The organism is Candidatus Pantoea floridensis, assembly GCF_900215435.1.
Classification (GTDB): Bacteria; Pseudomonadota; Gammaproteobacteria; order Enterobacterales; family Enterobacteriaceae; genus Pantoea; species Pantoea floridensis.
This window is the reverse complement of record NZ_OCMY01000003.1, coordinates 54,161-75,333: the sequence shown is the minus strand read 5'-3', so window position 1 is coordinate 75,333 and position 21,173 is coordinate 54,161. Positions and strand designations below refer to the sequence as shown.

Here is a 21,173-nt window from a genome sequence, read left to right as displayed (position 1 = left end):
ACTAAAACTCCTTGAGGAAAGTGGCGCGGGTGGCATCGAACTGCACGCCCAGGCCGTAAGAATCCGTTACTTGCACGCTGCCGTGTTGATAGTGCAAACCGCTGACGGGATCATCTGTCAGGCCATCGGCGCCATAGAGTTCGGCATACTCCGGTTGCAGCACGCGACACAGTTGCAGTGCCGCCGCCGTCGCCGCGTGGCCTTCGTTCATCTGGCCGATCATGAAGGGCACGCCAGCGGCCTGCAGATGACGCGCAGCCGCCAGCGTCGGTGCAATACCACCCAGTTTGACCAGCTTGAGGTGGCCCCACAGCGCCCCGTCCGCCGCAATTAAGCGGTCAATCGCCGCCGCACTGTTGAGGCTCTCATCCAGCATGATTGGCACACCGAAGGTAGAGAGCTGGCCGAGTTGCGCGTCATCGCTCACCGCCAGCGGCTGCTCGACGTAGCTTAAATCGAGTTCACGCAGCGTCGGGAAAGCGCGCTGTGCCTGCTCCAGCGTCCACTGGCCGTTAACGTCTATCGCCAGGGAAATATCGGCTCCAAACTCGGCGCGCAGCCGTTGCAGCCGCGCCAGATCGGTGGCGATATCCGCCACGCCGGTGCGCAGTTTTAATTGGATAAAGCCACGCTCTACGTAGCCTTGCGCCTGTTGCAGCATCTGGGCTTCACTGCCCCAGAACAGGGTTTGATTGGTGGCGAACGATGCAGCACAAGGTGCGGCTCCCAGCCACTGCGCCAAAGATTGCTTTGCCCTTTTCGCCAGCAGATCGTGTAGCGCCATATCCAGCAGCATGCGCGTCGGTGCCAGCAGACCGGCATCGGCGGCAGTTCGGTTTAATAAGGTTTGGGCGTCATCGTTGCTGCTCCACTCTGATAGCGCGCGGGTGACATCCTGTAACACCTGCTTCGCGCTGTAGCCGTGCAGGTAACTGATGTTCAGACGCACTTCGCCAATGGCGTCGTCCAGTTGAAGCCACAGCGTATCCAGCGCGTTTATGGCACCGGAGGCGGCAGTGTGCAGGGTGACGCCCGCATAGTGCAGTTCGCCGCGCCACAGGGTGATCTTCACAGCGCAGACTCCAGCGGCAGCATTGCCAGCGCCACGTCGAGGTAAATAGATGCCGCAGCAATAAACTCTTCTACCGGCACAAACTCATCAGGCTTGTGCGCCACCGCCAAGCTGCCAGGGCCAATCACCACGCCTTTGGCACCCAGCGCACGGAAGTGCACCAAATCGCAGCCGCCCTGGAAGCCAAACGGCCCCGCTTCTGGCTGACCATGACGACGGCAGGCCGCCAGGCTGTGCTGCACAATCGCTTCGTTGCTGTCGGTTTCCGTTGCGCCGCCGGTGGTGGCCTGCCAGGCAACAATCTCCGCTTCAATCCCAGCCGATACGTTGGCGTGCTCGAGCAACTTTTGTAGTTCCGCTTTCACCGCTTCTTCGCTTTCACCGGGCACCATGCGGCGATCGAGCAGTAGTTCGCAGCTGTCTGGCACCACGTTGTCAGCGTGACCACCGTGGATACGCGTCACCGTCAGGCTGGCGTTGCCCACCATCGCGTGGCAGCGGCATCGCACCTGCTGCTGATGCGCTTCTTCAATCAGCCCCAACAGTTTGGCCGACTGGTAGATGGCGTTAACGCCGAGTTCGGGAGTACCCGAGTGCGCCGTCACTCCTTTAACTTTGACGCGCGGGCGCAGGCTGCCTTTGTGCGCTGAGAAGGTGGCGTTGGAGGTCGGTTCACCAATCACCGCGAAATCAATCGCTGGCGGGGCGTCTTTGACGTAGAACTTCGCGCCCTCACTCGCGACCTCTTCATCTGCGGTGAACACGCCCATTAGCGTGCCAGACCAGTGCTGACGGTTGGCGGCCAGCAGTCGCAGCGCTTCCACCATCGCCACCAGCGGCCCTTTAGCATCACACGCGCCGCGTCCGTAGAGCTTGCCGTCGCGCTCGGTCAGAGTGAAGGCATCGCTGCTCCAGCTGCTGCCAGCCGGGACAGTGTCGAGATGGGTGTTGAAGGCAAAACAAGGACCGGCACCGTTTTTCAACAACGCAATGACGTTGGTGCGCCCCGGCGCGTATTCGCTGAATGACAAATCGAAACCCACAGCACGCAACCAGCCCGCCACGCATTCGGCGGCTTCACGCTCCTGGCCGGGTGGGTTTTCCGTATTGATTGCCACCAGCGCGGCTAAATCGCGCTTCATGCGCACGCTGTCTACCTGATAAAGGCTCATATTCACTCCGCAATTAATGAAGGATCTGGTCGAGGAAGCGCCTGGCGCGTTCGCTGACCTGACCGGTAAAGAAATCATCGGCGCTGGCGCGCGCCAGAATCTCGCCCTCTTCCATAAACAAAATCTGGTTGGCTGCGCGGCGCGCGAAGCCCATTTCGTGCGTCACCACCATGCTGGTCATGCCTTCGGCGCTGAGTTCCGCCATCACGTCCAGCACTTCGCGGATCATCTCGGGATCGAGCGCCGAAGTGGGTTCGTCATACAGCATCAGTTCCGGTTTCATCGCCAGCGCACGAGCAATCGCCACGCGCTGCTGCTGGCCGCCGGATAGTTCATCGGGGAAGTGATCGGCCCGTTCGTGGATGTGCACTTTTGCCAGCAGCGCTTCGGCCTGCTTGCGTGCCTCAATGCGGTTGATGCCCAGCACCGTCATCGGCGCCAGCATGATGTTTTCCGCGGCGGTGAGATGCGAGAACAGCTCGTAGTTCTGGAACACCATGCCAATGCGCTGCCGTAACTGATGCGGCGGCACTTCACCGCGCGTGATGTTCTGGCGGGTAAAGAACACATCGCCGCTATCGGCAGGTGACAGCATGTTGACGCAGCGCAGCAGGGTCGATTTGCCCGATCCCGAGGGGCCAATCAGCACCACGGTTTCACCGCGCTGCACGCTGAGCGAACAGTTTTTGAGTACCTGTTGTTTGCCGAAGGTTTTGTCGATACCAATCATCTCCAGCAAGGGTTTAGTCTGATGGCTCATGACACACCTCCAACGGTTTTGCCGGTTTTCGCCGGCGTGGTTTTGCGTGCCAGGGCTTTTTGCTGCTTGCTGCGGCGCTGTTTAGGATCAAGCACGCGCTCTAACCATGACTGGAAAATCATGAACAGGCTGGTGAGGAGCAGGTAGTAAATCCCGGCGGCGCACAGCGCTTCAAAGTAGCGGAAGCTCGCGCTGGCGGTCTGGTTGGCCACCAGCAAGAGTTCCTGCACGGCAATTACCGACACCAGCGCGCTCGACTTCAGCATACTGATCATCTGGTTGCCCATCGGCGGCAGCACGATGCGCGCCGCCTGCGGCAACACTATCTTGCGCATGATCTGCGCATTGGTCATGCCCAGTGCCATCCCCGCCGTCCGCTGGCCGCTTTTAACCGCCTGCAGCCCTGAACGCAGGATCTCCGCCATGTAGGCGCCCTCATTCAGTGAGAGCGCCAGCACAGCACAGGTAAACGCGGAGAAACGCAGGCCGAAACCTGGCAGCACGTTGTAGACAAAGATGATCTGGAACAGCACTGGCGTGCCACGAAACAGCCACAGATAGAAAAATGCCAGCGCCTTGCCCGCCCGGAACGGTGCTTCCTGCAACAACGCCAGCACCAGCCCCAGCACCACGCCACACAACAGTGAACACAGGGTAATTAACAGCGTCATCCACGCACCTTTGATGAACTCAGGTGAGAGGAAGTACTGCCACATTAAATCGATCGACATAGCTTTCTCCGGTCAACGGGTTAGAAAATGGCAACGGAGTCCGGGAAGTTCCATTTCTCAATCAGTTGCTTATAGGTGCCGTCTTTCACCAGTTTTTGCAGCCCTTTCTCCAGCTGCGCTTTGGTCTCGGTATCGCCTTTACGCACCGCGAAAGCGATGTGGGTGTCCGCTTCGAACTCTTCGCCTGCTGCTTCAAATACGCCTGGCTTTTCGCTAAACAGCGCGACCGTGCCCGGCGTAGACAGGAACTCCGCATCAGCGCGACCCTGCGCCACGGCCACCGCAGAATCGGTGGCGGCCGGGAATGTCATCACATTAATGGCGGGCTTCTTAGCATCGACACAGTGTTTGTTGTCCACGCGCGCCTGGCTCTCCTCAATACCGCCCAGTGTCACCGCGATGTTTTTGCCGCACAGAGACAGGTCACGTCCGGTGATCCCCGCCGGGTTGCCCTTGCGTACCACCACTCGGCTGCCGATTTTCAGGTACGGCACAAAATCCACCTGCTCGGCACGGGTTGGGTTGACGTACATCGCGGAGTTGATGATGTCGAGGCGCTTGCCCTGAAGCGCCGGGATCAACCCTTTAAACTCCATCGGCAGCGGCGCGGGTTGCAGTTCCAGCGACTTGCTGAGCGCAGTAATCAGATCGATATCGAAACCGGTGAGCTTGCCGTCTTTGACGAACTCGAACGGCATAAAGGTGGCGGCGGTGCCATAGGTGAGTTTACCGGGGGCCACATCACCGATAGCCGCCTGGCTGGCGAAAGGCATCACCGCCAGCGTCGACATCCATCCCAACAGGCGTAGTGTTTTAATAGAAGTGCTGAACATAAATTTCTCCTGGCTAACGTTTAAAATTGGTTTTTGTGAGTCACAAAGTACAATTATAAATACAACAAAACGTCTCTTCCTGGTGCATCATGCACAGTCTCTGTGCAGTGTTTGCTTTATATCGCGGCAACCTGACCGGTATGTTATTGTATGTCTTGTTCACAATAATACACTTCAGGAAACCCATTTCTATGCAGCCTGACGCTTCTGCCAGCGGTCGCCGTATCGCACGACAACTGCTTGACCTAATATACGAAGCAAGATTCGATCCAGGTCATCATTTACGTGAGCAATATCTGGCCGATGCCCTAGGCGTTTCCCGCACGCCTGTGCGTGCCGGACTGAAAGAGTTAACCCGTCTCGGCGCGGTGGAAGCCCGGCCCAATCAGGGTTTCTACCTGCTCAAGAGCGTTGAGGAGCTGCAGCAGCTGGCGATTGAACCACCACAGAGCAGTGACCAGACGCTGTATGAATTACTGGTACGCGATCATATCGCTGGCCTGTTGCCGGAATCCTTTACCCAGACCGAGATCAGCCTGCGATATGAGGTGGATCGCGGCGTGCTAACGCGCGCGTTGGTGAAGCTGTCAGAGGATGGACTTATTGCCCGCAACGCCGGGCATGGCTGGCGATTTCAGCAGACGCTGAACAGCGATGTCGCGCTGCGCAACAGTTATGGTTTCCGCCTGATGATTGAACCCGCCGCTCTGCTCAGCCCGCAGCTGCGCGTGGATCGCGCCTTGCTGAAACGCCTGCGCGCGCAGCACCTGCGTTTAATCACCCATGCGGATATCACCCAGGTGCCCGCCCGCGAGATCTTTGAAACCGATGCCTCGTTCCATGAGCTACTGGCCGAAGCCAGCGGTAACCTGTTCGTGCTCCAGGCTATCCAGCAGCAAAACCGCCTGCGTCGCCTGCTGGAGTTCGGCAGCTATCATAATAAGCGCCGGGTAAATGAGTGGTGTGAAGAGCATGTTGCCATTCTTGATGCACTGCGCGATAACAAAGCGCAGCAGGCGGCGGATTTGATGCGTGCGCATTTGCAATGTGCCTACGACCTGGTGCAAATTCGCAAAGCAGGTGCATAGTCGGCACCGATTTTGCACATTCAGACTCTGAAAATACAATTCAGGAGAACATGATGGATTTGCAAATTAGTGGTCGAGTAGCATTGGTGTGTGGTGCTGGCAGTGGTTTAGGACAGGCAATGGCGCTGTCACTGGCACAGGAGGGAGTCAAAGTCGCGATAACCGGTCGCAATCAGGAAAAGCTGCTCGCCACTGTGGCGATGATTCAGTCCGCAGGTGGTAAAGCGCATGCCTGGCCGTTGGATTTAGCGCAGCCCGACACCTTCGAGGCAGTCTTAGCGGATATCACCAAGCATTGGGGTGACGTGGATATTCTGGTGAATAACTCGGGCGGCCCTCCCCCGGCCACGGCAGCGGGCACCGACAGTACGGTCTGGCAACAACATTTCTCATTGATGGTGGCATCGTTGATGCAGTTAACCGACAAAGTATTGCCGGGCATGCGTGAACGCGGCTGGGGCCGCATCATCACCTCAACGTCCTCTGGCGTGATTGCGCCGATTGCCAATCTGGCCTTGTCCAACGCGCTACGCATGAGCCTGCTAGGTTGGTCCAAAACGCTGGCCAACGAAGTGGCGGCGCAAGGCGTCACAGTGAATGTGCTGGTGCCGGGACGTATTGCCACCGATCGCGTTAGCCAGTTGGATGCCATCAAAGCTAAACGCGAAAACAGTACCACCGATGCCATTGCGGAGAAGAGTCGTCAGGGTATTCCGGCTGGACGCTATGGCCTTCCGCATGAGTACGGCGCTGCTGCCGCCTTCCTCGCCAGCCAGCAGGCCAGTTATATCACGGGCAGCATAATGCGGGTTGATGGTGGGATGATCGACGCGGTTTAAGATCATAACGCGCGTATAGAGAGTCATTAAAGCAGGAAAAAATAGGCAAACCGCCTGCCAGTTAATCATTCTACGATCGCCATAAATGGTGGCCCTATGATGATCGTGCTCGATTTTCGTAGTGCGCGCATTTATGGACATCGGCTTGAAGATTCAATCTTTACTTAACTGGCCCTCATTAACACAAAGGTTAATGGGGGCCAGTTAAGCATTTTTTCCGAAAAAAATTAATACATTGCGATGTTAGCAATGTCCGCAGACTGCTTATAGCGGACACGTATCTGAGTATCTGTCCGTTCTGTGCCAAAAGCGGACGTTGCTGACAACAATCTCTGGCCACTATTTTGGGGACAGGTTCGGGGGTGGTAATTGAAAAAAAGCGCCCCCAGAGGAGCGCCAACCGACTCTACATTGCCACTCTGAGGTGGCTAACTTTTCTTTTTGACCCGACGAGACTGACGATACTGGTCGACAACAACGGCCAGTACGATGATTATGCCTTTGATGATGTCCTGATAGTACGCATCCACGCGCAGGAAGGTAAATCCGGACATCATTACGCCTAAAATCAGGGCGCCAATAACTGTGCCAAGAATACGTCCACGACCACCCGAAAGAGATACCCCACCAATAACAGCAGCGGCAATCGCATCCAGCTCGTACATCATGCCCATACCAGCCTGTGCAGTTTTGATGCGTGCAATCGCCACCATCGCTGCCAGCCCGGCCAGAAGACCTGCAATGACGTAAATTTTAATCAGGTGACGTTCGATGTTAATCCCTGACGCGCGTGCGGCCGGCAGGTTGGCGCCTATGGCATAGGTAAATTTGCCAAAGCGGGTATAGCGCATGATGAGATGGAACAGCAGCGCGACAACAATGAAAATGACCACCGGTGCCCATCGTCCCATTCCGTTACCCAGCCAGGCAAAGCCCTCAGTGAAGCCTGAGACCGGGCTGCCTTCTGTATACCAGTTTGCGACACCGCGAGCTGCAACCATCATGCCCAACGTGGCAATGAACGGCGGTATTTTAGTGAGGCTGATAAGCAGGCCGTTTACCAGTCCTGCAGCGGCACCAATAATCAACCCCACGCCCAGCGGAACAAAAAACGGAAGGTCTGTCATGCCGGGATAAAACACCCTGGGCCAGAGAGAACTTTGGGCGAAAGTTGCGGCTATCATCGCGCTGACGGCAACAACCGATCCGGAGGAAAGGTCAATACCGCCGGTGATGATCACCAGCGTTACACCTACGGCGATGATGCCAATGACGGCAACCTGTAAAATAATAATCTGCAAACGGTGCAGATTGAACAGGAAGCTCTGGCCGACAACAATCCATCCTGCAATTTCAAAAAGCGCGGCGATACCCAGAAAAACCAGAAAAATACTGACTTCGGTTGGCAGGCGCTTTTTCCGCCTTGCCGGAGCAGGCTGAATGTTATCTGTGGATGACATGGTCATAATTTCCTCACTTGCCGTTAATGAGCCGCCAGACTCATGATGGATGTCTGATCGGCTGTTGCTGCGTCAACGATGCCGGTTACCCTGCCCTCATGCATGACAAGGATGCGATCGCTCATGCCGAGCACTTCCGGGAGTTCTGATGAAATCAGAATGATGGCTACGCCCTGTCGTGCCAGCTCAACAATCAGCCGGTGAATCTCGGACTTAGCGCCAACATCTATACCTCTGGTGGGTTCATCAAGGATAAGGATGCGGGGCTTAGTCAGCAGCCAGCGACATATCAGTACCTTCTGCTGATTTCCACCTGAAAGATTCTCAATGCACTCGTGCATATTGGGCGTTTTAACGCGCAACTTCTGGCAGATATCATTACAGTCCGCCTCAAGCCTGGCTTCATCAACAATGCCGCTATGGCAGTAGTTTTCATGTATTGCCGCGATCTGCATGTTTTCCTGGATATCCAGCGCCAGAAAACAGCCAGTCTCCTTACGATCTTCAGTGAGCATTGCCATGCCGTGCCTGATCGCCTTGTAAGCTGACGACATCACCATTTTCTTGCCGGACAGCGCAATTGTGCCTGCGGTTGCTGGCGTGACGCCAAACAGGGTCTCTGCCACATTGGAACGTCCTGAGCCCACCAACCCTGCGAATCCCAGAATTTCACCGGCGCGCAAATCGAACGAGACGTCCTGGAATACGCCATCAAGCGTGAGGCCTTCGACGCTCAGCGCCACGTCCCCCATCGGCACGTCTTCTTTGGGAAACAGCTGTGTGATTTCGCGCCCCACCATCATTTTGATGATTTCTTCACGCGTCACGCTGCTCGCGTCATGCGTGCCGACGTACTTACCGTCGCGAAAGACGGTAAATTCATCCGCAATTTCATACAGCTCGTTCATTTTGTGCGTGATGTAAACAATGCCAATACCACTGTCGCGCAGGTCACGGATGATATTAAACAGGTGCGCCACTTCGGTTTCAGTTATGGAGGATGTGGACTCATCCATGATCAACACGTCTGCATCTAAAGAAACGGCTTTGGCAATTTCAACCATTTGCCGACTCGCCATGGAGAGCTCACTGATAAGGGACTCCGGATCAAGGTCCAGTTTCAACCGCGAGAGCAATGCATCTGTCTGCTCGTGCATCGCATCATGATCGATAAGCCCAAACCTATTGCGCGGTTCACGGCGTATCCAGATGTTTTCCGCCACCGTCATAGAGTTCATCAGTAACAACTCTTGATGGATCATTGCGATACCCGCCTGCTGTGCAGCAAGCGGGCTTGTCAGAACAATCTCTTCTCCACGCAAACGGATACAGCCACTATCGGGCTGATACATGCCAGAAATAATCTTCATCAGCGTAGATTTTCCCGCGCCGTTTTCGCCCATCAGGGCATGAACGGAACCGGGTTTGATTTTCAGTGAAACATCATCAAGCGCAACAACGCCGGGAAAGGCTTTGCGCACCTGTTCAACCTCCAGCACATAGTTCCAGTCCGGTGTTGGAACTGGTGCGCCCTTAGGGCGCACGGGTGATATCAGGGTAGTCATAAGCGCCTCCCGGTTATTTCATAAACTGGTTCATATTCGCCGGCGTTACCAGCTGATAAGGGATTAGTACGCGCTTTGGCACCTTTTCACCTTTCACCAGTTTCATCGCGGTCACCATTGCCTCACGCCCCTGTGCCGTGGCGTCCTGGAAGACGGTGACGTCAAGATCGCCCGCTTTCATAGCGTTCAGTGCGTCCACTGTGGCATCAATACCGGCGACCACCACCGTCTTCATATCCCGGTTGGAGGCGTGAAGAGCCTGAATGGCACCCAGCGCCATCTCATCGTTGTTCGCCACAACGGCATCAAACTTAAGGTTGGTTGAGAGCCAGTTCGTCATCAGGTTGTTGCCGCCGGTACGCGTCCATTTCGCAACCTGCTTGTCCACGACTTTGATGCCATCGCAGGGCGCTTTTTTGAATACGTCCTCAACGGCCTGGGTGCGGAGTACGGCGGACTGCTGTGCCAGGTCGCCCTGCATGATCAGTACATTGCCTTTGCCGTTCAGCAGGCGGCAGACTTCTTTGCCCTGAAGCGTACCGCCTTCGATTTCGCTGGAACCCACGAACGCCTGATTATCAGGGAGCATCGCGATATTGGCCGGCTCACGGTTCACGTAAACCAGCGGGATATCGGCTTCTTTTGCTTCATCAGTAATAGATTGCACCGCGGTACTGTCGACAGGATTAACGATAATTGCCTGCAGGCTGGAAGCGGCGAAGTTCTGGATCTGGTTGAGCTGGGTGCCCACCTCATTTTTGCCGTCTTCCATCTGAACGGCCGCACCTTCTTTTTTGGCTTCATCGGCAATGGCACTTCGCAGAATCGTCAGCCAGTTGTCATCAAAGGCAGACATCGCTACGCCAATCTGAGGTGTGGCAGCGAAGAGCGAGCCTGAGAGGGGCAACATGCACAGCAGGGTAATCAGTTTTTTTGTAGGGTTACGCATGATGTTCTCTTCTTTCGTGAGTTTATTATTGGGCCACCAGGGTGGCCCTGTTTTTACGTCAAAGAATCAGCCGATATCAGGCAGCGTATAATCTGAAGCAGCATCCGCCAGACAGCGTTTTAGCAGCGAAACTGATTTCAGCACGCCTTCGTCGCGCGCCATGATGGCGTCCTCATGTTCAATACTCAGCACATCGTCATAGCCCACCTGACGCAGGTGATAACAGAACTGTTTCCACCACTGCTCATCCTGACCGTATCCCAGCGTGACGTAGTTCCACGCCCGTTCCCGGTTTTTACTGCCGTGAAGATTTTCTAACCGCGTGGTCAGCGCCGTCTGCCGGTGATTAACCCAGGTATCCTTGGCGTGAACGTGATAGATCGCGTCACCCAGCTCATGGATACAGGCGAGCGGGTCGGCTCCCATCCAGATCAGATGACTCGGATCGAAGTTCACTCCGACGGTTTCACCCACTGCTTCGCGTAGACGCCAGAAACTCGGCACGTTGTAAACCAGCTGCCCGCCGTGAAACTCAATGCAGAGGCGGCTGACACCGTGACGGTTAGCCAGTTTGACCCGCTCTTTCCACCACGGGATCGCCACTTCATTCCACTGATAGTCGAGGATCTGCCCGCAGAAAGGCGGCCACGCCACGGTTATCCAGTTAGGCCACTGATCGCCGGGGCCGCCCGGCAGCCCCGACATCATCACCACTCTGTCGATACCGAGTAATCCCGCCAGCTCCAGCGTGGCATCGGCGCAGGCTTCATGCTCTTTACCGCTGGCGCCCGGATGAAGAGGGTTACCGCTGGCATTCAGGGCTGAAATGCTCAGCCCGTGATCGCTCACCTTCGCCAGAAAATTCCGGCGCGCATCTGCACTGGACAGCAATGCCCTGAGGTCAAGATGAGGCGCTGAAGACCAGTTTCCGCAGCAGAATTCGACATGGCTCAGTCCGAGTTCTGCCGCAGCGCGCAACATGTCGTCCTGGCTGAGATGACCCAGGCTGTCCGTCACCATGCCGACTTTCATAGCTGCACCGCTGCGCCGGTTTTCAGCGACTCAAGCGCGGCGTCGGCCAGGCGCAGCGCCTGCAGACCGTCCTCACCCGAGGGCTGGATAGCTGATTTGGTTTTCAGATGTTCAACCAGTCCTGCCAGCTCCAGACGGTAGGCATCGCCGTAGCGCTGCAGGAAGAAGTGCATAGGCTTCTGCGCCACCACGCCTTCTGCCACCGATTTGATAAGGCTGCTCTCGGGATGGTTGGCCACAGAGAGCATGCCTTTACTGCCGTGCACCTCAATGCGCTGGTCATAGCCATAGCTTGCGCGACGGCTGTTAGTGATCACTGCCATTTTTCCACTGGCGCAGGTCAGGGTGATCACCGCCGTGTCCACGTCACCGAGTGCTTTAATCTGTGGGTCAATCAGCGCAGCGGCGCTGGCAAACACGGTGACCGGCTCTTCCTGTAGCAGCCAGCGCGCCATGTCAAAATCGTGGATGGTCATGTCGCGGAACAGACCGCCGGATGTTTTGACATATTCCGGCGATGGCGCACCCGGATCGCGGGAGCTGATGGTCACCAGCTCAAGTTCACCTATCTCGCCCCCCGCCAGCGCCTGCTGAAGTCCGGCCATGCTGGGATCAAAGCGGCGGTTGAAGCCCACCATCAGTGGTACACCCGCTTCACGCACGGTGGCAAGGCAGCGCTCCACACGCTCAAGGCTTAAATCGACCGGTTTTTCGCAGAAAATGGCTTTACCCGCGCGGGCGGCGGCTTCGATCAGGTCGGCATGCGTGTCTGTCGCGCTGCAGATTGCGACGAGATTAACGCTGCTGTCCTTAAGAGCATCCTCAAGCGTACTGGCCTGTGCGCCATACTTTTCAGCGAGCGCTTCTGCTGCTGGCTGATAGACGTCAACCACGCGAACCAGCTTACAATCCGGGTGAGCTGCAATGTTGCCGGCATGGATCTGTCCAATACGTCCGGCACCAAAAAGGGCTACGTTAAACATGAGGAACTCCTTTATTTGAGCGTGTTGATGGCTACCGGACGACGATCGCGGGCAGCGTGTTGAATGGCTTCCAGCACCAGCGCGACCGCAAGGCCATCGGCAAAGCTGCCTTTGCTGTAAGGTTGATTCTGCGCAACAGCCTGCATGAATTCGGCAATCATGAAGCCAAACCCCTCGGCGTAACCAATCGCGACGCCGTCGTGTGGTACCGGGATCATGTCGCTGAGATAAGGGAATGAAGGATTGTTTGCCTGAGTAATGAAAGCGCCCTTTTCCACCGAGGCGCGCGCAATACTGAATTCGCCCGGACGTTCAGAATTGAACAGCACCGTTCCTTTGCTTCCCGTGAGCGTGAATGAAAGGGTATTCCCCATTCCTACCGTCACGCGACTGGCAGAAAACAGGCCCTGGCAGCCGCTGTCAAAGCGCATGACGCAGGAGCTAATGTCATCGGTATCAACTTCCTCTGTCTTATCGCTGAGGGTAACGTGGCTGTGTCCGGCGTTCGCGGTCAGCGGCAGATAACGCTGTTTGATAAAGGTGTCGGTTGTCGCGCCCACAATTTCGGTGATCTCACCGCAGAGGAAGCGGGCAATATCGATCGCATGCGCGCCAATATCGTGCAGCGCACCACCGCCTGCCCGACTCTCCGTGTAGCGCCAGCTATGTGGCAGCAGCGGATCGGCGGCGTAACCGCACTGATACTGAACCAGCAGGTGAGTAGGTGTGCCGATTTCTCCCCGCTCAATCAGTTCCTTAATCATAGAAATGGCGGGAATGCGGCGATAGTTAAAGACACTGCCGTTGATGCCTTTGCTTGACGCTGCCAGATCGGTCAGCTCTTTAGCCTGCGCGGCCGTTAGCGCCAGCGGTTTTTCACACAGCACGTGCTTACCGGCGCGCAACGCAGCGGCGGCGACTTCTGCATGCAGGATGTTGGGCAGCGCGACGCTGACGACATCAATTTCAGGGTTATCCAGCACAGCCTGCCAGTTGCTGGCCACATGAGCAAATCCCCACACCCGCGCGAGTTCCTGAGCGGCGTCTTCACGCGCATCGCATACGGTATGAAGCACGAACTGGCAGTCTGGTCCGCTCAGGCGTGCCTGATGGGCACGGTAGCCTGAAGCATGCGCAGCACCGATCATGCCGGCGCCGATAATGGCAATGTTCAGCGTTTTCATTTCGCCACCTCCTGCCACTGACCTGACTCCGCGGAAGCAAACAGCGCATCCATCACGCGCATCTGACAAATAGCATCTTCCACGCCAAACTCGGGGACGATTTCGCCGCGCACAGCACGGGAGAAGTTGGTGGCCTCACACTGATACTGTTCAACCACCGGCAGTACGCGCGGCTGCGGTGCGGCATCATCAAGGCCTGCATGAGAGTCAATCCACAGCGTGGCTGGGGAGCCTTTTCCGGGAACGTAAGGGGCAGAGAGATCCAGAAGGGATTTTTCACATACCACCTGAACGCGCTGCGATGCGGCCATTTTGAGGCCAACCGTCAGCGTAGCCTGCTGCCCCTGACCAAAATCCAGAATGGCATGCGTGGTTTCATCGGTGCCGTTGTCCGCTGAGCGGGCCATTGAGCAGAAGACGCGCTCTGGCTCGCGACCCAGCAGATAGCGGGCGGTCATCACGGTGTAGCAACCAAGATCAAATAGCGCACCGCCACCTTTCTTCGAGTCGAAGCGGAAATCGCCTGGATTATCCAGCATGAAAGAGAGCAGGATCTGGACGGTCTGCAGTTTGCCGTGTTCTCCGCTGCGCAGGTGCTGACGAAGAGTGTCGAACTGCGGATGATGACGAACCATGAAGGCTTCAGCGACCAGCTGAGACTGAGGAATATCGCGCAGGCGAAGCGCTTCGTTAGCGTTGAGCGCGATGGGCTTTTCGCACAAAACATGCTTTCCATGCGCCGCTGCCATCATCACCATATCAATATGCTGATCGTTTGGCAGGGGCACATAGACCGCTTCAATTTCAGGATCGCCCAGTAGCTCTTCATAGCTGCCGTAAGCTTTCTCGATGCCAAATTGCGTAGCCTTCTCCCTGGCTTTTTCTGGAGAACGGGACGCGATGGCTTTCACCTCACAATATTCACTCGCTAACATCGCCGGAATTAATTTGGCGCACGCGATGTTAGCGGTACTGATAATCCCCCAGCGAACCGGATTGTTCACTTTCTTAACGCTTTGGTTTGACATCATTTACCTCTCAGACTGAGTGCCATTAAATTTTTCGCCGTACTGCGAAAGTAAAATAAATGTGACGTTATAGATCGCTCTCAGCAGATTTTTAGTCAATCAACTAGAAATAAATGATGTCAAAATGATGATATTCATCACACATAAAATTGATGTTAAATACATCTTTTTGATAATAAGTCAATAATTACATATATTTATAGAATTTTGATTTTCCTAAATTAAAGGATATTATGAATCATGTTGATTTAATGATGGGTTTAACATCAATGATGAACGATAAGCTTTACCGACGTGGACCTACGGTTGCTGAGATAGCGGAGCTCGCCGGGTTGGGGACGGCTACGGTAGACCGGGTAATAAACGACAGACCAGGCGTGAGGGAAAAAACGCGAAGCCGGGTGATGGCTGCAATTAAAGAGCTGCAAGAAAGCCAGGAATTACACTCCGATCTTCCGATCCAGCGTATTGCGTTTATCTGCGAGGCGGGTTCAAGCTTTATTACGATTATTGAAAGAGAAGTTAAAAAGTTTATCAGTGAGCATAAAGAGTATCGGTTTACTTTTGACAGCATTCCCAATATTCAGGTTAATGCAGAGCGCTTCAGCGCGCTGATTCATAGCCGCTCGAAAGAATGTGACGGAATTATTCTTGTCTCCCGTGATGAGGCTAAGGTCAATCGCGCCGTGCGGGGAGCAGTAGATCGCGGCGTTCCGGTTATCTGCCTGACCACCGATTTACCAAACTCACGGCGCACAGCGTATGTGGGAGTAGATCAGGTCAGCACGGGCGCGACTGCAGCCTGGCTGATGGGAAAAATGCTGCCGAAAAAGTCAGGCAAAATCCTCCTGCTCTTCAGCGCCAATTATCGCACTCAGGAAGAGCGCGAGATTGGTTTCCGCCGGGTGCTCCGTACTGAATACCCCCACTTACATATCCTTGAACGCGTTAACTTCAATGATGAAGCGGAAGGGGCATACATGAGCGTGAGAAAATTTCTGCTGGAGCATGAACCTATGGCAGGTATTTACAATATGGCTGGAGGCAACCGCGGTGTGGCCAAAGCATTAACAGAATTTGGGGTGTCTGATCGAGTGCTTTTTGTGGGGCATGAACTTAGCAGTTTTACCCGCACTCTGCTGGACACGGGGGAAATGGACATTGTCCTCGGTCACGATGTTCAGCAGGAAATTCAGCACTGCATTACTATTCTGAAAAAAATCAGAGCCGGGCATAGCTGCAACGACATTAAAACGGCGCTGCAGATTTATAACAAAAATTCGTGGTTCGACTGACGAATGATTTATTTACTGAATTCAGAAGCGGGAATAGCGGGTATAGATTAGCGAAGGGTAATACGTCCGTTCACTCTTGATGCCCCGGCAAAGTTTTTCAATCGCTTCAATACAGCCGCTGACCTCACGATCCATGTCGTGTGCAAAAACAATGTCCATACCGCCCTGTTCGAGCAATTTCTGTGTGTGCTCGGTCAGTTCATGTCCTATGAAAATAGTTTTTCCGGTCATGCCCGCTTCCTGCAAAGCGCGCGCAATTCCCCGGTTACCGCCGGCAAGATTGTATATGCCCGCTACATCAGGGTTCTGAGCCAGCACTTCACGAATGATTTTGTAAGTACCATCAGATTCATCATTGGAATTGATTTTTTCAATCACGGTAAGGTGCGGGAACTCACCGCGCATGACACGCCGGAAGCCCATTTCGCGCTCTTCCTGAGTGCGGTAGGTAGAGCTGGCCACAAAGACCACTTTGGCGCTTTTCTGCTTAATCATGCGCCCCATGAACAACGCGGCGTTGGCACCTACGCTGACTTCGTCTACACCTACATAGGCAGACGAATGCGGCATATCTGAGGTAAGGCAAACGATCGGATATCCTCTGCTGGCAGCTTCGCGCACCTCGCTGTTAATCAGCATATCTTCACGGGAAACAATCACGACTCCGTCAGCGTCCGCAATGCGGGATTTAAGCGTCTGACAGAAAGTCTGCTGATCGCGTTCACAGTTTAGGACGCTGTCGATGATGAAACTGATATGCGGAAAACTGGCCTTAATACGCTCAACAGATGCGCGAATGATTTCAATCAAACTACTGCCCGCATCAAGAACAAAGGCAATTTTGCGGGAAGTCTGTGGCTGAAGCTCTGGCCAACCCTGACGGAGCGCATTTTCCACACGTAGACGCGTGCTCTCTTTAACACCCGGACGATTATTTAAAACCCGGTCAACCGTGGCCGTACTCAACCCTGAAATTCGTGCAATATCCTGAACAGTAAGTTTTTTCCGCACGTTAGAATCAACCATCTGAGCATCCAATCGAAATAAAGGGTAGCCATGATAGTGCAAAGCTATTAAAAAAATAACTGCTGATGCCCGGTTTACGCTAAAGCAGTTTTAGCGCCAGGAAAGAGCGCAACAATAGTTATATGTTAAGCGTGGAATGCCTAACAGTTAAAGGGATGCGAGAGCACTACCCGTCCATAGGGATGGATGCCGAGGTTGTGGTCCTCCACCATTTACCGCCTGCGACGTAAGTTCGTAGCCGAACTCTTATGTCATAAGAGAGCGTCCGGGCAACTGTGCCCGAAACCTGACAGAGGGACAAATGATGTCTGAAAAGGATGAGTTCGCCGAAGCAAACGCTATCTGCAATGAGATCGGCGGCGCGGTACTCGAGGTTCTGGCTCATAAACGTGAATTTGCCGTTCAATCGCTTATCGACATCATGCATGAAGCACAGCATGACGGGCACAGCTACGGCAAGGAGCGCGAGAAAGGCATGGAGCTGGCGATTAGTATACTGCAAAAGTTTACATAAAGAATTGTCCGGTGGCCGATTCGTCGCCGAGATATCATGTCTAATGTGGCGTAACATCCCTATTGCCAGAATTTCAATGTCCGCTACTCGCTCAAAGCAGACGTTCCAGGTAGGGTATTTTTTCGTTTTCAAAGCTGGTCTCACATAGTACTAATCGATGAAAGCAATAAACTTCGATTTCCCACCCCATGCGTTCATAACGCTCGCCACAGCCTGGCTGAGGCGTACCACAGCGCAGCGAGGAACGAACAGCCTGGACGAGGAAGCGTAACATCCTCAATGGCGGCACATTCTGCTTACGCCCAGGGTAACTGAAACTACGATCAAAAAATGTATGAAGTTCAGACAGCTCAGTCATCTTACCCATTAAAGTCAGTAGTCCACCCTTGCGCTCCGAAACGCGCTAATTAATACTGTATACATAGACAGTATTTTTCAGAGTGATTTTTATGAACTTACAACTTCCTAACTGGTTTGCACACAGCCAGGCTACCGGAGTACCACACTATGAAGCTAATTTCTAAGGCTGATGGCCTGATTATGCTCATGCCTCCGGAGGTCACTCCCCATGTGAGAATCCCGTTTTATGCGTATAAATGTGCCGCCGGGTTCCCTTCCCCGGCTCAGGATTACGTTGAGTCCGAGCTTGATCTTAATGAGCTCTGTATCCGCCGGCGCGCCTCAACTTTCTTCGTCCGAGCCAGCGGCAGCAGCATGCAGGAGCTGGGCCTCTTTGATGGCGACGTCATGGTAGTCGATCGCGCTGAGGAAGCCGTACATGGTGACATCGTCATTGCTGAAGTTGGTGGAGAATTTACCGTCAAACGTCTGCAGCTGCATCCCCGACTGGCTCTGCTGCCAATGAATCCGGCTTATTCGGTAATTTACCCGGATGAGCTGCAGCTGCTCGGCGTAGTTACCTGGTTTTTCAACAGCACGCGTGCGCGCCCACGTTCTGGCCATAACAGGCCTGACGGTTGGAGTAGGCATGGGGCCAACCAAGACGCTGGCGAAGAGCGCGCAGTGGGCGAGCAAGGAGTGGAAGCAGTTTCGCGGCGTTCTGGCTCTGACACCCGGCAATCCGAAGCGCACCGCGACGCTCTTACAGAACCAGCCGGTTGAGGAAATCTGGGGTGTGAGCCGCCGCATCGCTAAAAAGCTGAACATCATGGGCATAGAAAATGCCCTGCAGCAGTCGCGCGCGCACCCTGCCCTCATCCGTAAAAACTTCAGCGTGGTGCTGGAGCGCACCGTGCGCGAGCTCAACGGCGAGTCCTGTATTCCGCTTGAGGAGTTTGCGCCGGTGAAGCAGCAGATCGTCTGCTCGCGGTCGTTCGGCGAGCGCATCACGTCAAAGTTGGCCATGCAGCAGGCGCTCTGCCAGTACGCGACGCGCGCGTCCGAAAAGCTGCGGGATGAACGCCAGTTCTGCCGCCGCGTAGGCATCTTTATACGCACCTCCCCGCACACCCCTGGCGAAGTTTTTTACGGCAACAGCGCCGGTGAAAACCTCAAGGTACCGACGCAGGACACACGCGATATCATCGAGGTGGCTATGCGCTCGCTCGATCGCATCTGGCTTGAGGGTCGCCGCTACATGAAGGCCGGTATAATGCTCGACAATTTTACCCCGAACGGCGTCAGCCAGCTGAACCTGTTTGACGAGGATGGCCCCCGTCCCAACAGCGCGAAGCTGATGAAGGTTCTGGATGGCATCAAACAGTCCGGGCTTGGTAACCTGTGGTTTGCAGGTCAGGGCGTGAGTACGGAATGGAAAATGAAGCGGGAAATTCTCTCGCCGGCGTGGACCACGCGCTGGAGTGATATCCCCGTGGCGCGCGTGTTGTAATCCTGTCTGAAAGAATTAAGGTGATGTGATGCAGGCCTGCCTTTTGAACGGTCAGGAATGCAGACGCCAGAATTCATCCAGGATATGCACAGGCCTGCCCGGCTTTTTACCGCAGAAATATCGCCCACGCGGCTGTTTGTTGCCGCGTGGAAGCTGATGAAGCCAGTCGTCAAAAGCCGGACGGCGCCGGCGGGCTGTGCCCTTAAACATGCTGGCTGACTGATTAAAAGTCGTGGAGACCATGCCGTACCCGCGCAGCTGATTCAGTAATTCCTGCATTTCCATTGTTACATCTCCGTTACGCTGTAACCCCTAAAGGGATTTGTTCTTCTTCCAGCTATCATTGGCCATGAATGCCGCGCGAGAAACGCAGGCTCCCCACAGCAACTGAAGGCCGATTTTGATCAGCTCACTGGCGTGAGGCAGGAAAAGGAGCGGCACGATGAATAGCGCACTCAGCAGGAACCCCCATTCAGCAGCACTTTTTTTGTCTTTGCCGGTTAGCTTAACAATTCCCAGATATCCTGCTGCCAGCAATACCACCCTGTTCATGATGACCTCAATAAGTTAGCTACTACCAAACATCCCTTTTGCATTGCTGCGGGTTTCATCCAACGTGTCATTTTTGGTAGGTTCAAGGGGCTCTCCCTCCCTTTCAGCTTCTGCATTAGGATGAGTTGTCATGCTTTTAGGACTGACAGCCTGGATAACCTGTAGCACTTCTTCCGCTGTCGTGTTTTCACTGAGTAGTTCAGACAGTAAAAACGGTAGACGCGGATCGATACGCTCAAGTGCAAACCCGCTTAGCATAGCGGCCTTCCATAAGCGGCCGCGTTCTCCCTGGGGGGGCTCATCCGTATGACTGTCTGCATAAGCCTCACCGAGGCTGCTTTTAGGATTGATGTAAAACTGGATTTTTCTGCGCGTATCCATAGCGTTATCCGATAGCAATCATCCCCCTGACTAAATCGAACTGGGATGACCCGGTTTTATAAAAGCGCTCTGCCCTCACACCACTATTCGTGCAACGGCCTCGGCAATAATCTCAGCTCCACCGCCAATAACCATTACATGGGTATAACCCTCGAACGCCTTCATAGCGCTGAGAACACGCTGAGTAAGACGTTCAAGTGATTCGTTAATGGTACTTTTAACCAGACTCACGCGGGAGAGATCGTTAATACGGCACTCCAGGTAAGCATCATCATTATGATGGACAATAATATCATCGGCAAGATAACTGCTGCCCCGCGTTCCTGCAACACGCAGCGCGTCCGCGACTGCGTTCGTCACCAGTGACACACCAATTGTTGCATCACCATGAATGCGGGTAATACCGCTCATGCGACCGCGTACCTGTGAAATATCCAGTGTCGTTCCCCCCAGATCAACAATGAGAAGCGAATCAAGCTCGCTCAGCAGCTCAAATCCGGCGGGGATAGATTCTGGCATTACCGAGACACTGCGGATTTTGAAGCTCTCACCACCGGTCATTGAGACCGGACGCAGCAGGCTCGCTTTTTTCTTTTCGATGTTTTCTGCAGCTGGTTGATTGTTGTGATCATAAAACTCCGTTAACGGCAGTGTGACCGTAATGTCCACTTCGCATGGATTAAGGCCAGTCTGCAGGAGCGCATGATGCACACCAACGACGTTCACGTCAGCATGACTCATTCCTAAAATTTCTTTGCTACTAATCATTATCGTCCTAAAACGATAATGATTAGAGTAATGAAGAAAAGAGATGGAGGGTAAGGTAATCAGTTAATGAAATATCGCTTCAAATTTTGCAA

Annotated in this window: 21 protein-coding genes and 2 pseudogenes; 6 read left to right on the top strand and 17 right to left on the bottom strand. The window is 54.4% G+C overall.

All coding sequences use genetic code 11. The features are described 5' to 3' along the window. Nucleotide 1: 1 nt before the first annotated feature. Genes CRO19_RS24385 through CRO19_RS24365 form a run of 5 tightly spaced genes read right to left on the bottom strand, consistent with a single transcriptional unit; the run spans nucleotide 2 to nucleotide 4,526 of the window. Entirely contained in the window at nucleotides 2–1,072 is a 1,071-nt protein-coding gene (locus CRO19_RS24385) for a mandelate racemase/muconate lactonizing enzyme family protein (protein ID WP_097098416.1), read from the bottom strand. Then, nucleotides 1,069–2,244 carry a M20 family metallopeptidase gene (locus CRO19_RS24380; protein ID WP_097098415.1) on the bottom strand — a complete coding sequence of 392 codons (1,176 nt, stop codon included), beginning with the start codon at nucleotides 2,242–2,244 and terminating at the stop codon, nucleotides 1,069–1,071. Before CRO19_RS24380 ends, CRO19_RS24385 begins: the two co-directional genes overlap by 4 nt. A 13-nt stretch (nucleotides 2,245–2,257) precedes the next feature. Then, nucleotides 2,258–3,004 carry an amino acid ABC transporter ATP-binding protein gene (locus CRO19_RS24375; protein ID WP_097098414.1) on the bottom strand — a complete coding sequence of 249 codons (747 nt, stop codon included), beginning with the start codon at nucleotides 3,002–3,004 and terminating at the stop codon, nucleotides 2,258–2,260. Further along, the gene (locus tag CRO19_RS24370) at nucleotides 3,001–3,735 is read right to left on the bottom strand and encodes an amino acid ABC transporter permease (RefSeq protein WP_097098413.1); all 735 of its coding nucleotides are present in this window, start codon (nucleotides 3,733–3,735) and stop codon (nucleotides 3,001–3,003) included. Before CRO19_RS24370 ends, CRO19_RS24375 begins: the two co-directional genes overlap by 4 nt. Nucleotides 3,736–3,755: 20 nt before the next feature. Continuing rightward, complete coding sequence (locus CRO19_RS24365; protein ID WP_320204567.1) at nucleotides 3,756–4,526, bottom strand: ABC transporter substrate-binding protein; 771 nt, start codon at nucleotides 4,524–4,526, stop codon at nucleotides 3,756–3,758. A gap of 233 nt (nucleotides 4,527–4,759) precedes the next feature. Between CRO19_RS24365 and CRO19_RS24360 the strand changes: the two genes are divergently transcribed. Further along, nucleotides 4,760–5,656 carry a GntR family transcriptional regulator gene (locus CRO19_RS24360; RefSeq protein WP_097098411.1) on the top strand — a complete coding sequence of 299 codons (897 nt, stop codon included), beginning with the start codon at nucleotides 4,760–4,762 and terminating at the stop codon, nucleotides 5,654–5,656. Between the two features lie 53 nt (nucleotides 5,657–5,709). Further along, complete coding sequence (locus CRO19_RS24355; RefSeq protein ID WP_097098410.1) at nucleotides 5,710–6,495, top strand: SDR family oxidoreductase; 786 nt, start codon at nucleotides 5,710–5,712, stop codon at nucleotides 6,493–6,495. A 428-nt stretch (nucleotides 6,496–6,923) separates the two neighbouring features. On the opposite strand, the gene CRO19_RS24350 is transcribed toward CRO19_RS24355, so the two are convergent. The 7 genes from CRO19_RS24350 to CRO19_RS24320 form a co-directional block, all read right to left on the bottom strand. Beyond that, the gene (locus CRO19_RS24350) at nucleotides 6,924–7,961 is read right to left on the bottom strand and encodes an ABC transporter permease (RefSeq protein WP_097098409.1); all 1,038 of its coding nucleotides are present in this window, start codon (nucleotides 7,959–7,961) and stop codon (nucleotides 6,924–6,926) included. Nucleotides 7,962–7,978: 17 nt separating this feature from the next. Continuing rightward, nucleotides 7,979–9,520: a sugar ABC transporter ATP-binding protein gene (locus tag CRO19_RS24345; RefSeq protein ID WP_097098408.1), complete on the bottom strand. Its 1,542-nt coding sequence runs from the start codon at nucleotides 9,518–9,520 to the stop codon at nucleotides 7,979–7,981. A 13-nt stretch (nucleotides 9,521–9,533) separates the two neighbouring features. After that, complete coding sequence (locus CRO19_RS24340; protein WP_097098407.1) at nucleotides 9,534–10,469, bottom strand: sugar ABC transporter substrate-binding protein; 936 nt, start codon at nucleotides 10,467–10,469, stop codon at nucleotides 9,534–9,536. A gap of 66 nt (nucleotides 10,470–10,535) precedes the next feature. Next, a complete protein-coding gene (locus CRO19_RS24335) occupies nucleotides 10,536–11,501 on the bottom strand; it encodes a sugar phosphate isomerase/epimerase family protein (protein ID WP_097098406.1) in 966 nt (321 codons plus the stop codon). After that, complete coding sequence (gene iolG / locus CRO19_RS24330; protein ID WP_097098405.1) at nucleotides 11,498–12,484, bottom strand: inositol 2-dehydrogenase; 987 nt, start codon at nucleotides 12,482–12,484, stop codon at nucleotides 11,498–11,500. The genes CRO19_RS24335 and iolG overlap by 4 nt, the downstream gene beginning before the upstream one ends. A gap of 11 nt (nucleotides 12,485–12,495) precedes the next feature. Next, nucleotides 12,496–13,668: a Gfo/Idh/MocA family protein gene (locus tag CRO19_RS24325; RefSeq protein ID WP_097098404.1), complete on the bottom strand. Its 1,173-nt coding sequence runs from the start codon at nucleotides 13,666–13,668 to the stop codon at nucleotides 12,496–12,498. Then, entirely contained in the window at nucleotides 13,665–14,699 is a 1,035-nt protein-coding gene (locus CRO19_RS24320; RefSeq protein WP_097098403.1) for a Gfo/Idh/MocA family protein, read from the bottom strand. Before CRO19_RS24320 ends, CRO19_RS24325 begins: the two co-directional genes overlap by 4 nt. Before the next feature lie 230 nt (nucleotides 14,700–14,929). Between CRO19_RS24320 and CRO19_RS24315 the strand changes: the two genes are divergently transcribed. Continuing rightward, complete coding sequence (locus tag CRO19_RS24315; RefSeq protein WP_320204557.1) at nucleotides 14,930–15,991, top strand: LacI family DNA-binding transcriptional regulator; 1,062 nt, start codon at nucleotides 14,930–14,932, stop codon at nucleotides 15,989–15,991. A gap of 21 nt (nucleotides 15,992–16,012) precedes the next feature. Here CRO19_RS24315 and CRO19_RS24310 read toward each other — a convergent pair whose 3' ends face one another. Further along, nucleotides 16,013–17,017, bottom strand: coding sequence for a LacI family DNA-binding transcriptional regulator (locus CRO19_RS24310; protein ID WP_097098402.1), 1,005 nt, complete (start codon nucleotides 17,015–17,017; stop codon nucleotides 16,013–16,015). Nucleotides 17,018–17,318: 301 nt separating this feature from the next. On the opposite strand from CRO19_RS24310, the gene CRO19_RS24305 reads away from it, so the two are divergent. The 3 genes and pseudogenes from CRO19_RS24305 to umuC all read left to right on the top strand — a co-directional run. Continuing rightward, nucleotides 17,319–17,531 (top strand): hypothetical protein, encoded by a 213-nt coding sequence (locus CRO19_RS24305; protein ID WP_141400287.1) that lies wholly within the window; start codon nucleotides 17,319–17,321, stop codon nucleotides 17,529–17,531. A 540-nt stretch (nucleotides 17,532–18,071) separates the two neighbouring features. Beyond that, nucleotides 18,072–18,479 (top strand): annotated as a pseudogene (gene umuD / locus CRO19_RS24300) (translesion error-prone DNA polymerase V autoproteolytic subunit); the annotation flags it as partial. Next, nucleotides 18,469–19,380: pseudogene (gene umuC, locus CRO19_RS26385) on the top strand (translesion error-prone DNA polymerase V subunit UmuC); the annotation flags it as partial. The pseudogenes umuD and umuC, both read left to right, overlap by 11 nt. 51 nt (nucleotides 19,381–19,431) lie before the next feature. Here the strand turns inward: umuC and CRO19_RS24290 are convergent. From CRO19_RS24290 to parM, 4 genes are all read right to left on the bottom strand, one after another. Further along, nucleotides 19,432–19,665 (bottom strand): hypothetical protein, encoded by a 234-nt coding sequence (locus CRO19_RS24290; RefSeq protein ID WP_320204556.1) that lies wholly within the window; start codon nucleotides 19,663–19,665, stop codon nucleotides 19,432–19,434. Between the two features lie 27 nt (nucleotides 19,666–19,692). Further along, entirely contained in the window at nucleotides 19,693–19,932 is a 240-nt protein-coding gene (locus tag CRO19_RS24285; protein ID WP_097098400.1) for a hypothetical protein, read from the bottom strand. 15 nt (nucleotides 19,933–19,947) lie between these two features. Next, nucleotides 19,948–20,313, bottom strand: coding sequence for a plasmid partitioning/stability family protein (locus CRO19_RS24280; protein ID WP_097098399.1), 366 nt, complete (start codon nucleotides 20,311–20,313; stop codon nucleotides 19,948–19,950). Between the two features lie 75 nt (nucleotides 20,314–20,388). Beyond that, nucleotides 20,389–21,081, bottom strand: coding sequence for a plasmid segregation protein ParM domain-containing protein (gene parM, locus CRO19_RS24275; RefSeq protein ID WP_320204555.1), 693 nt, complete (start codon nucleotides 21,079–21,081; stop codon nucleotides 20,389–20,391). Between the last annotated feature and the right edge of the window lie 92 nt (nucleotides 21,082–21,173).

What these genes read in the sequence shown, in the direction of transcription:
- CRO19_RS24380 (WP_097098415.1), bottom strand. Translation starts at nt 2,244, where the DNA reads ATGAGCCTTTATCAGGTAGACAGCGTGCGCATGAAGCGCGATTTAGCC.
- CRO19_RS24375 (WP_097098414.1), bottom strand. Translation starts at nt 3,004, where the DNA reads ATGAGCCATCAGACTAAACCCTTGCTGGAGATGATTGGTATCGACAAA.
- CRO19_RS24370 (WP_097098413.1), bottom strand. Translation starts at nt 3,735, where the DNA reads ATGTCGATCGATTTAATGTGGCAGTACTTCCTCTCACCTGAGTTCATC.
- CRO19_RS24365 (WP_320204567.1), bottom strand. Translation starts at nt 4,526, where the DNA reads ATGTCGACGCTGGCGGTGATGCCTTTCGCCAGCCAGGCGGCTATCGGT.
- CRO19_RS24360 (WP_097098411.1), top strand. Translation starts at nt 4,760, where the DNA reads ATGCAGCCTGACGCTTCTGCCAGCGGTCGCCGTATCGCACGACAACTG.
- CRO19_RS24355 (WP_097098410.1), top strand. Translation starts at nt 5,710, where the DNA reads ATGGATTTGCAAATTAGTGGTCGAGTAGCATTGGTGTGTGGTGCTGGC.
- CRO19_RS24350 (WP_097098409.1), bottom strand. Translation starts at nt 7,961, where the DNA reads ATGACCATGTCATCCACAGATAACATTCAGCCTGCTCCGGCAAGGCGG.
- CRO19_RS24345 (WP_097098408.1), bottom strand. Translation starts at nt 9,520, where the DNA reads ATGACTACCCTGATATCACCCGTGCGCCCTAAGGGCGCACCAGTTCCA.
- CRO19_RS24340 (WP_097098407.1), bottom strand. Translation starts at nt 10,469, where the DNA reads ATGCGTAACCCTACAAAAAAACTGATTACCCTGCTGTGCATGTTGCCC.
- CRO19_RS24335 (WP_097098406.1), bottom strand. Translation starts at nt 11,501, where the DNA reads ATGAAAGTCGGCATGGTGACGGACAGCCTGGGTCATCTCAGCCAGGAC.
- iolG (WP_097098405.1), bottom strand. Translation starts at nt 12,484, where the DNA reads ATGTTTAACGTAGCCCTTTTTGGTGCCGGACGTATTGGACAGATCCAT.
- CRO19_RS24325 (WP_097098404.1), bottom strand. Translation starts at nt 13,668, where the DNA reads ATGAAAACGCTGAACATTGCCATTATCGGCGCCGGCATGATCGGTGCT.
- CRO19_RS24320 (WP_097098403.1), bottom strand. Translation starts at nt 14,699, where the DNA reads ATGATGTCAAACCAAAGCGTTAAGAAAGTGAACAATCCGGTTCGCTGG.
- CRO19_RS24315 (WP_320204557.1), top strand. Translation starts at nt 14,930, where the DNA reads ATGAATCATGTTGATTTAATGATGGGTTTAACATCAATGATGAACGAT.
- CRO19_RS24310 (WP_097098402.1), bottom strand. Translation starts at nt 17,017, where the DNA reads ATGGTTGATTCTAACGTGCGGAAAAAACTTACTGTTCAGGATATTGCA.
- CRO19_RS24305 (WP_141400287.1), top strand. Translation starts at nt 17,319, where the DNA reads ATGATGTCTGAAAAGGATGAGTTCGCCGAAGCAAACGCTATCTGCAAT.
- CRO19_RS24290 (WP_320204556.1), bottom strand. Translation starts at nt 19,665, where the DNA reads ATGGAAATGCAGGAATTACTGAATCAGCTGCGCGGGTACGGCATGGTC.
- CRO19_RS24285 (WP_097098400.1), bottom strand. Translation starts at nt 19,932, where the DNA reads ATGAACAGGGTGGTATTGCTGGCAGCAGGATATCTGGGAATTGTTAAG.
- CRO19_RS24280 (WP_097098399.1), bottom strand. Translation starts at nt 20,313, where the DNA reads ATGGATACGCGCAGAAAAATCCAGTTTTACATCAATCCTAAAAGCAGC.
- parM (WP_320204555.1), bottom strand. Translation starts at nt 21,081, where the DNA reads ATGATTAGTAGCAAAGAAATTTTAGGAATGAGTCATGCTGACGTGAAC.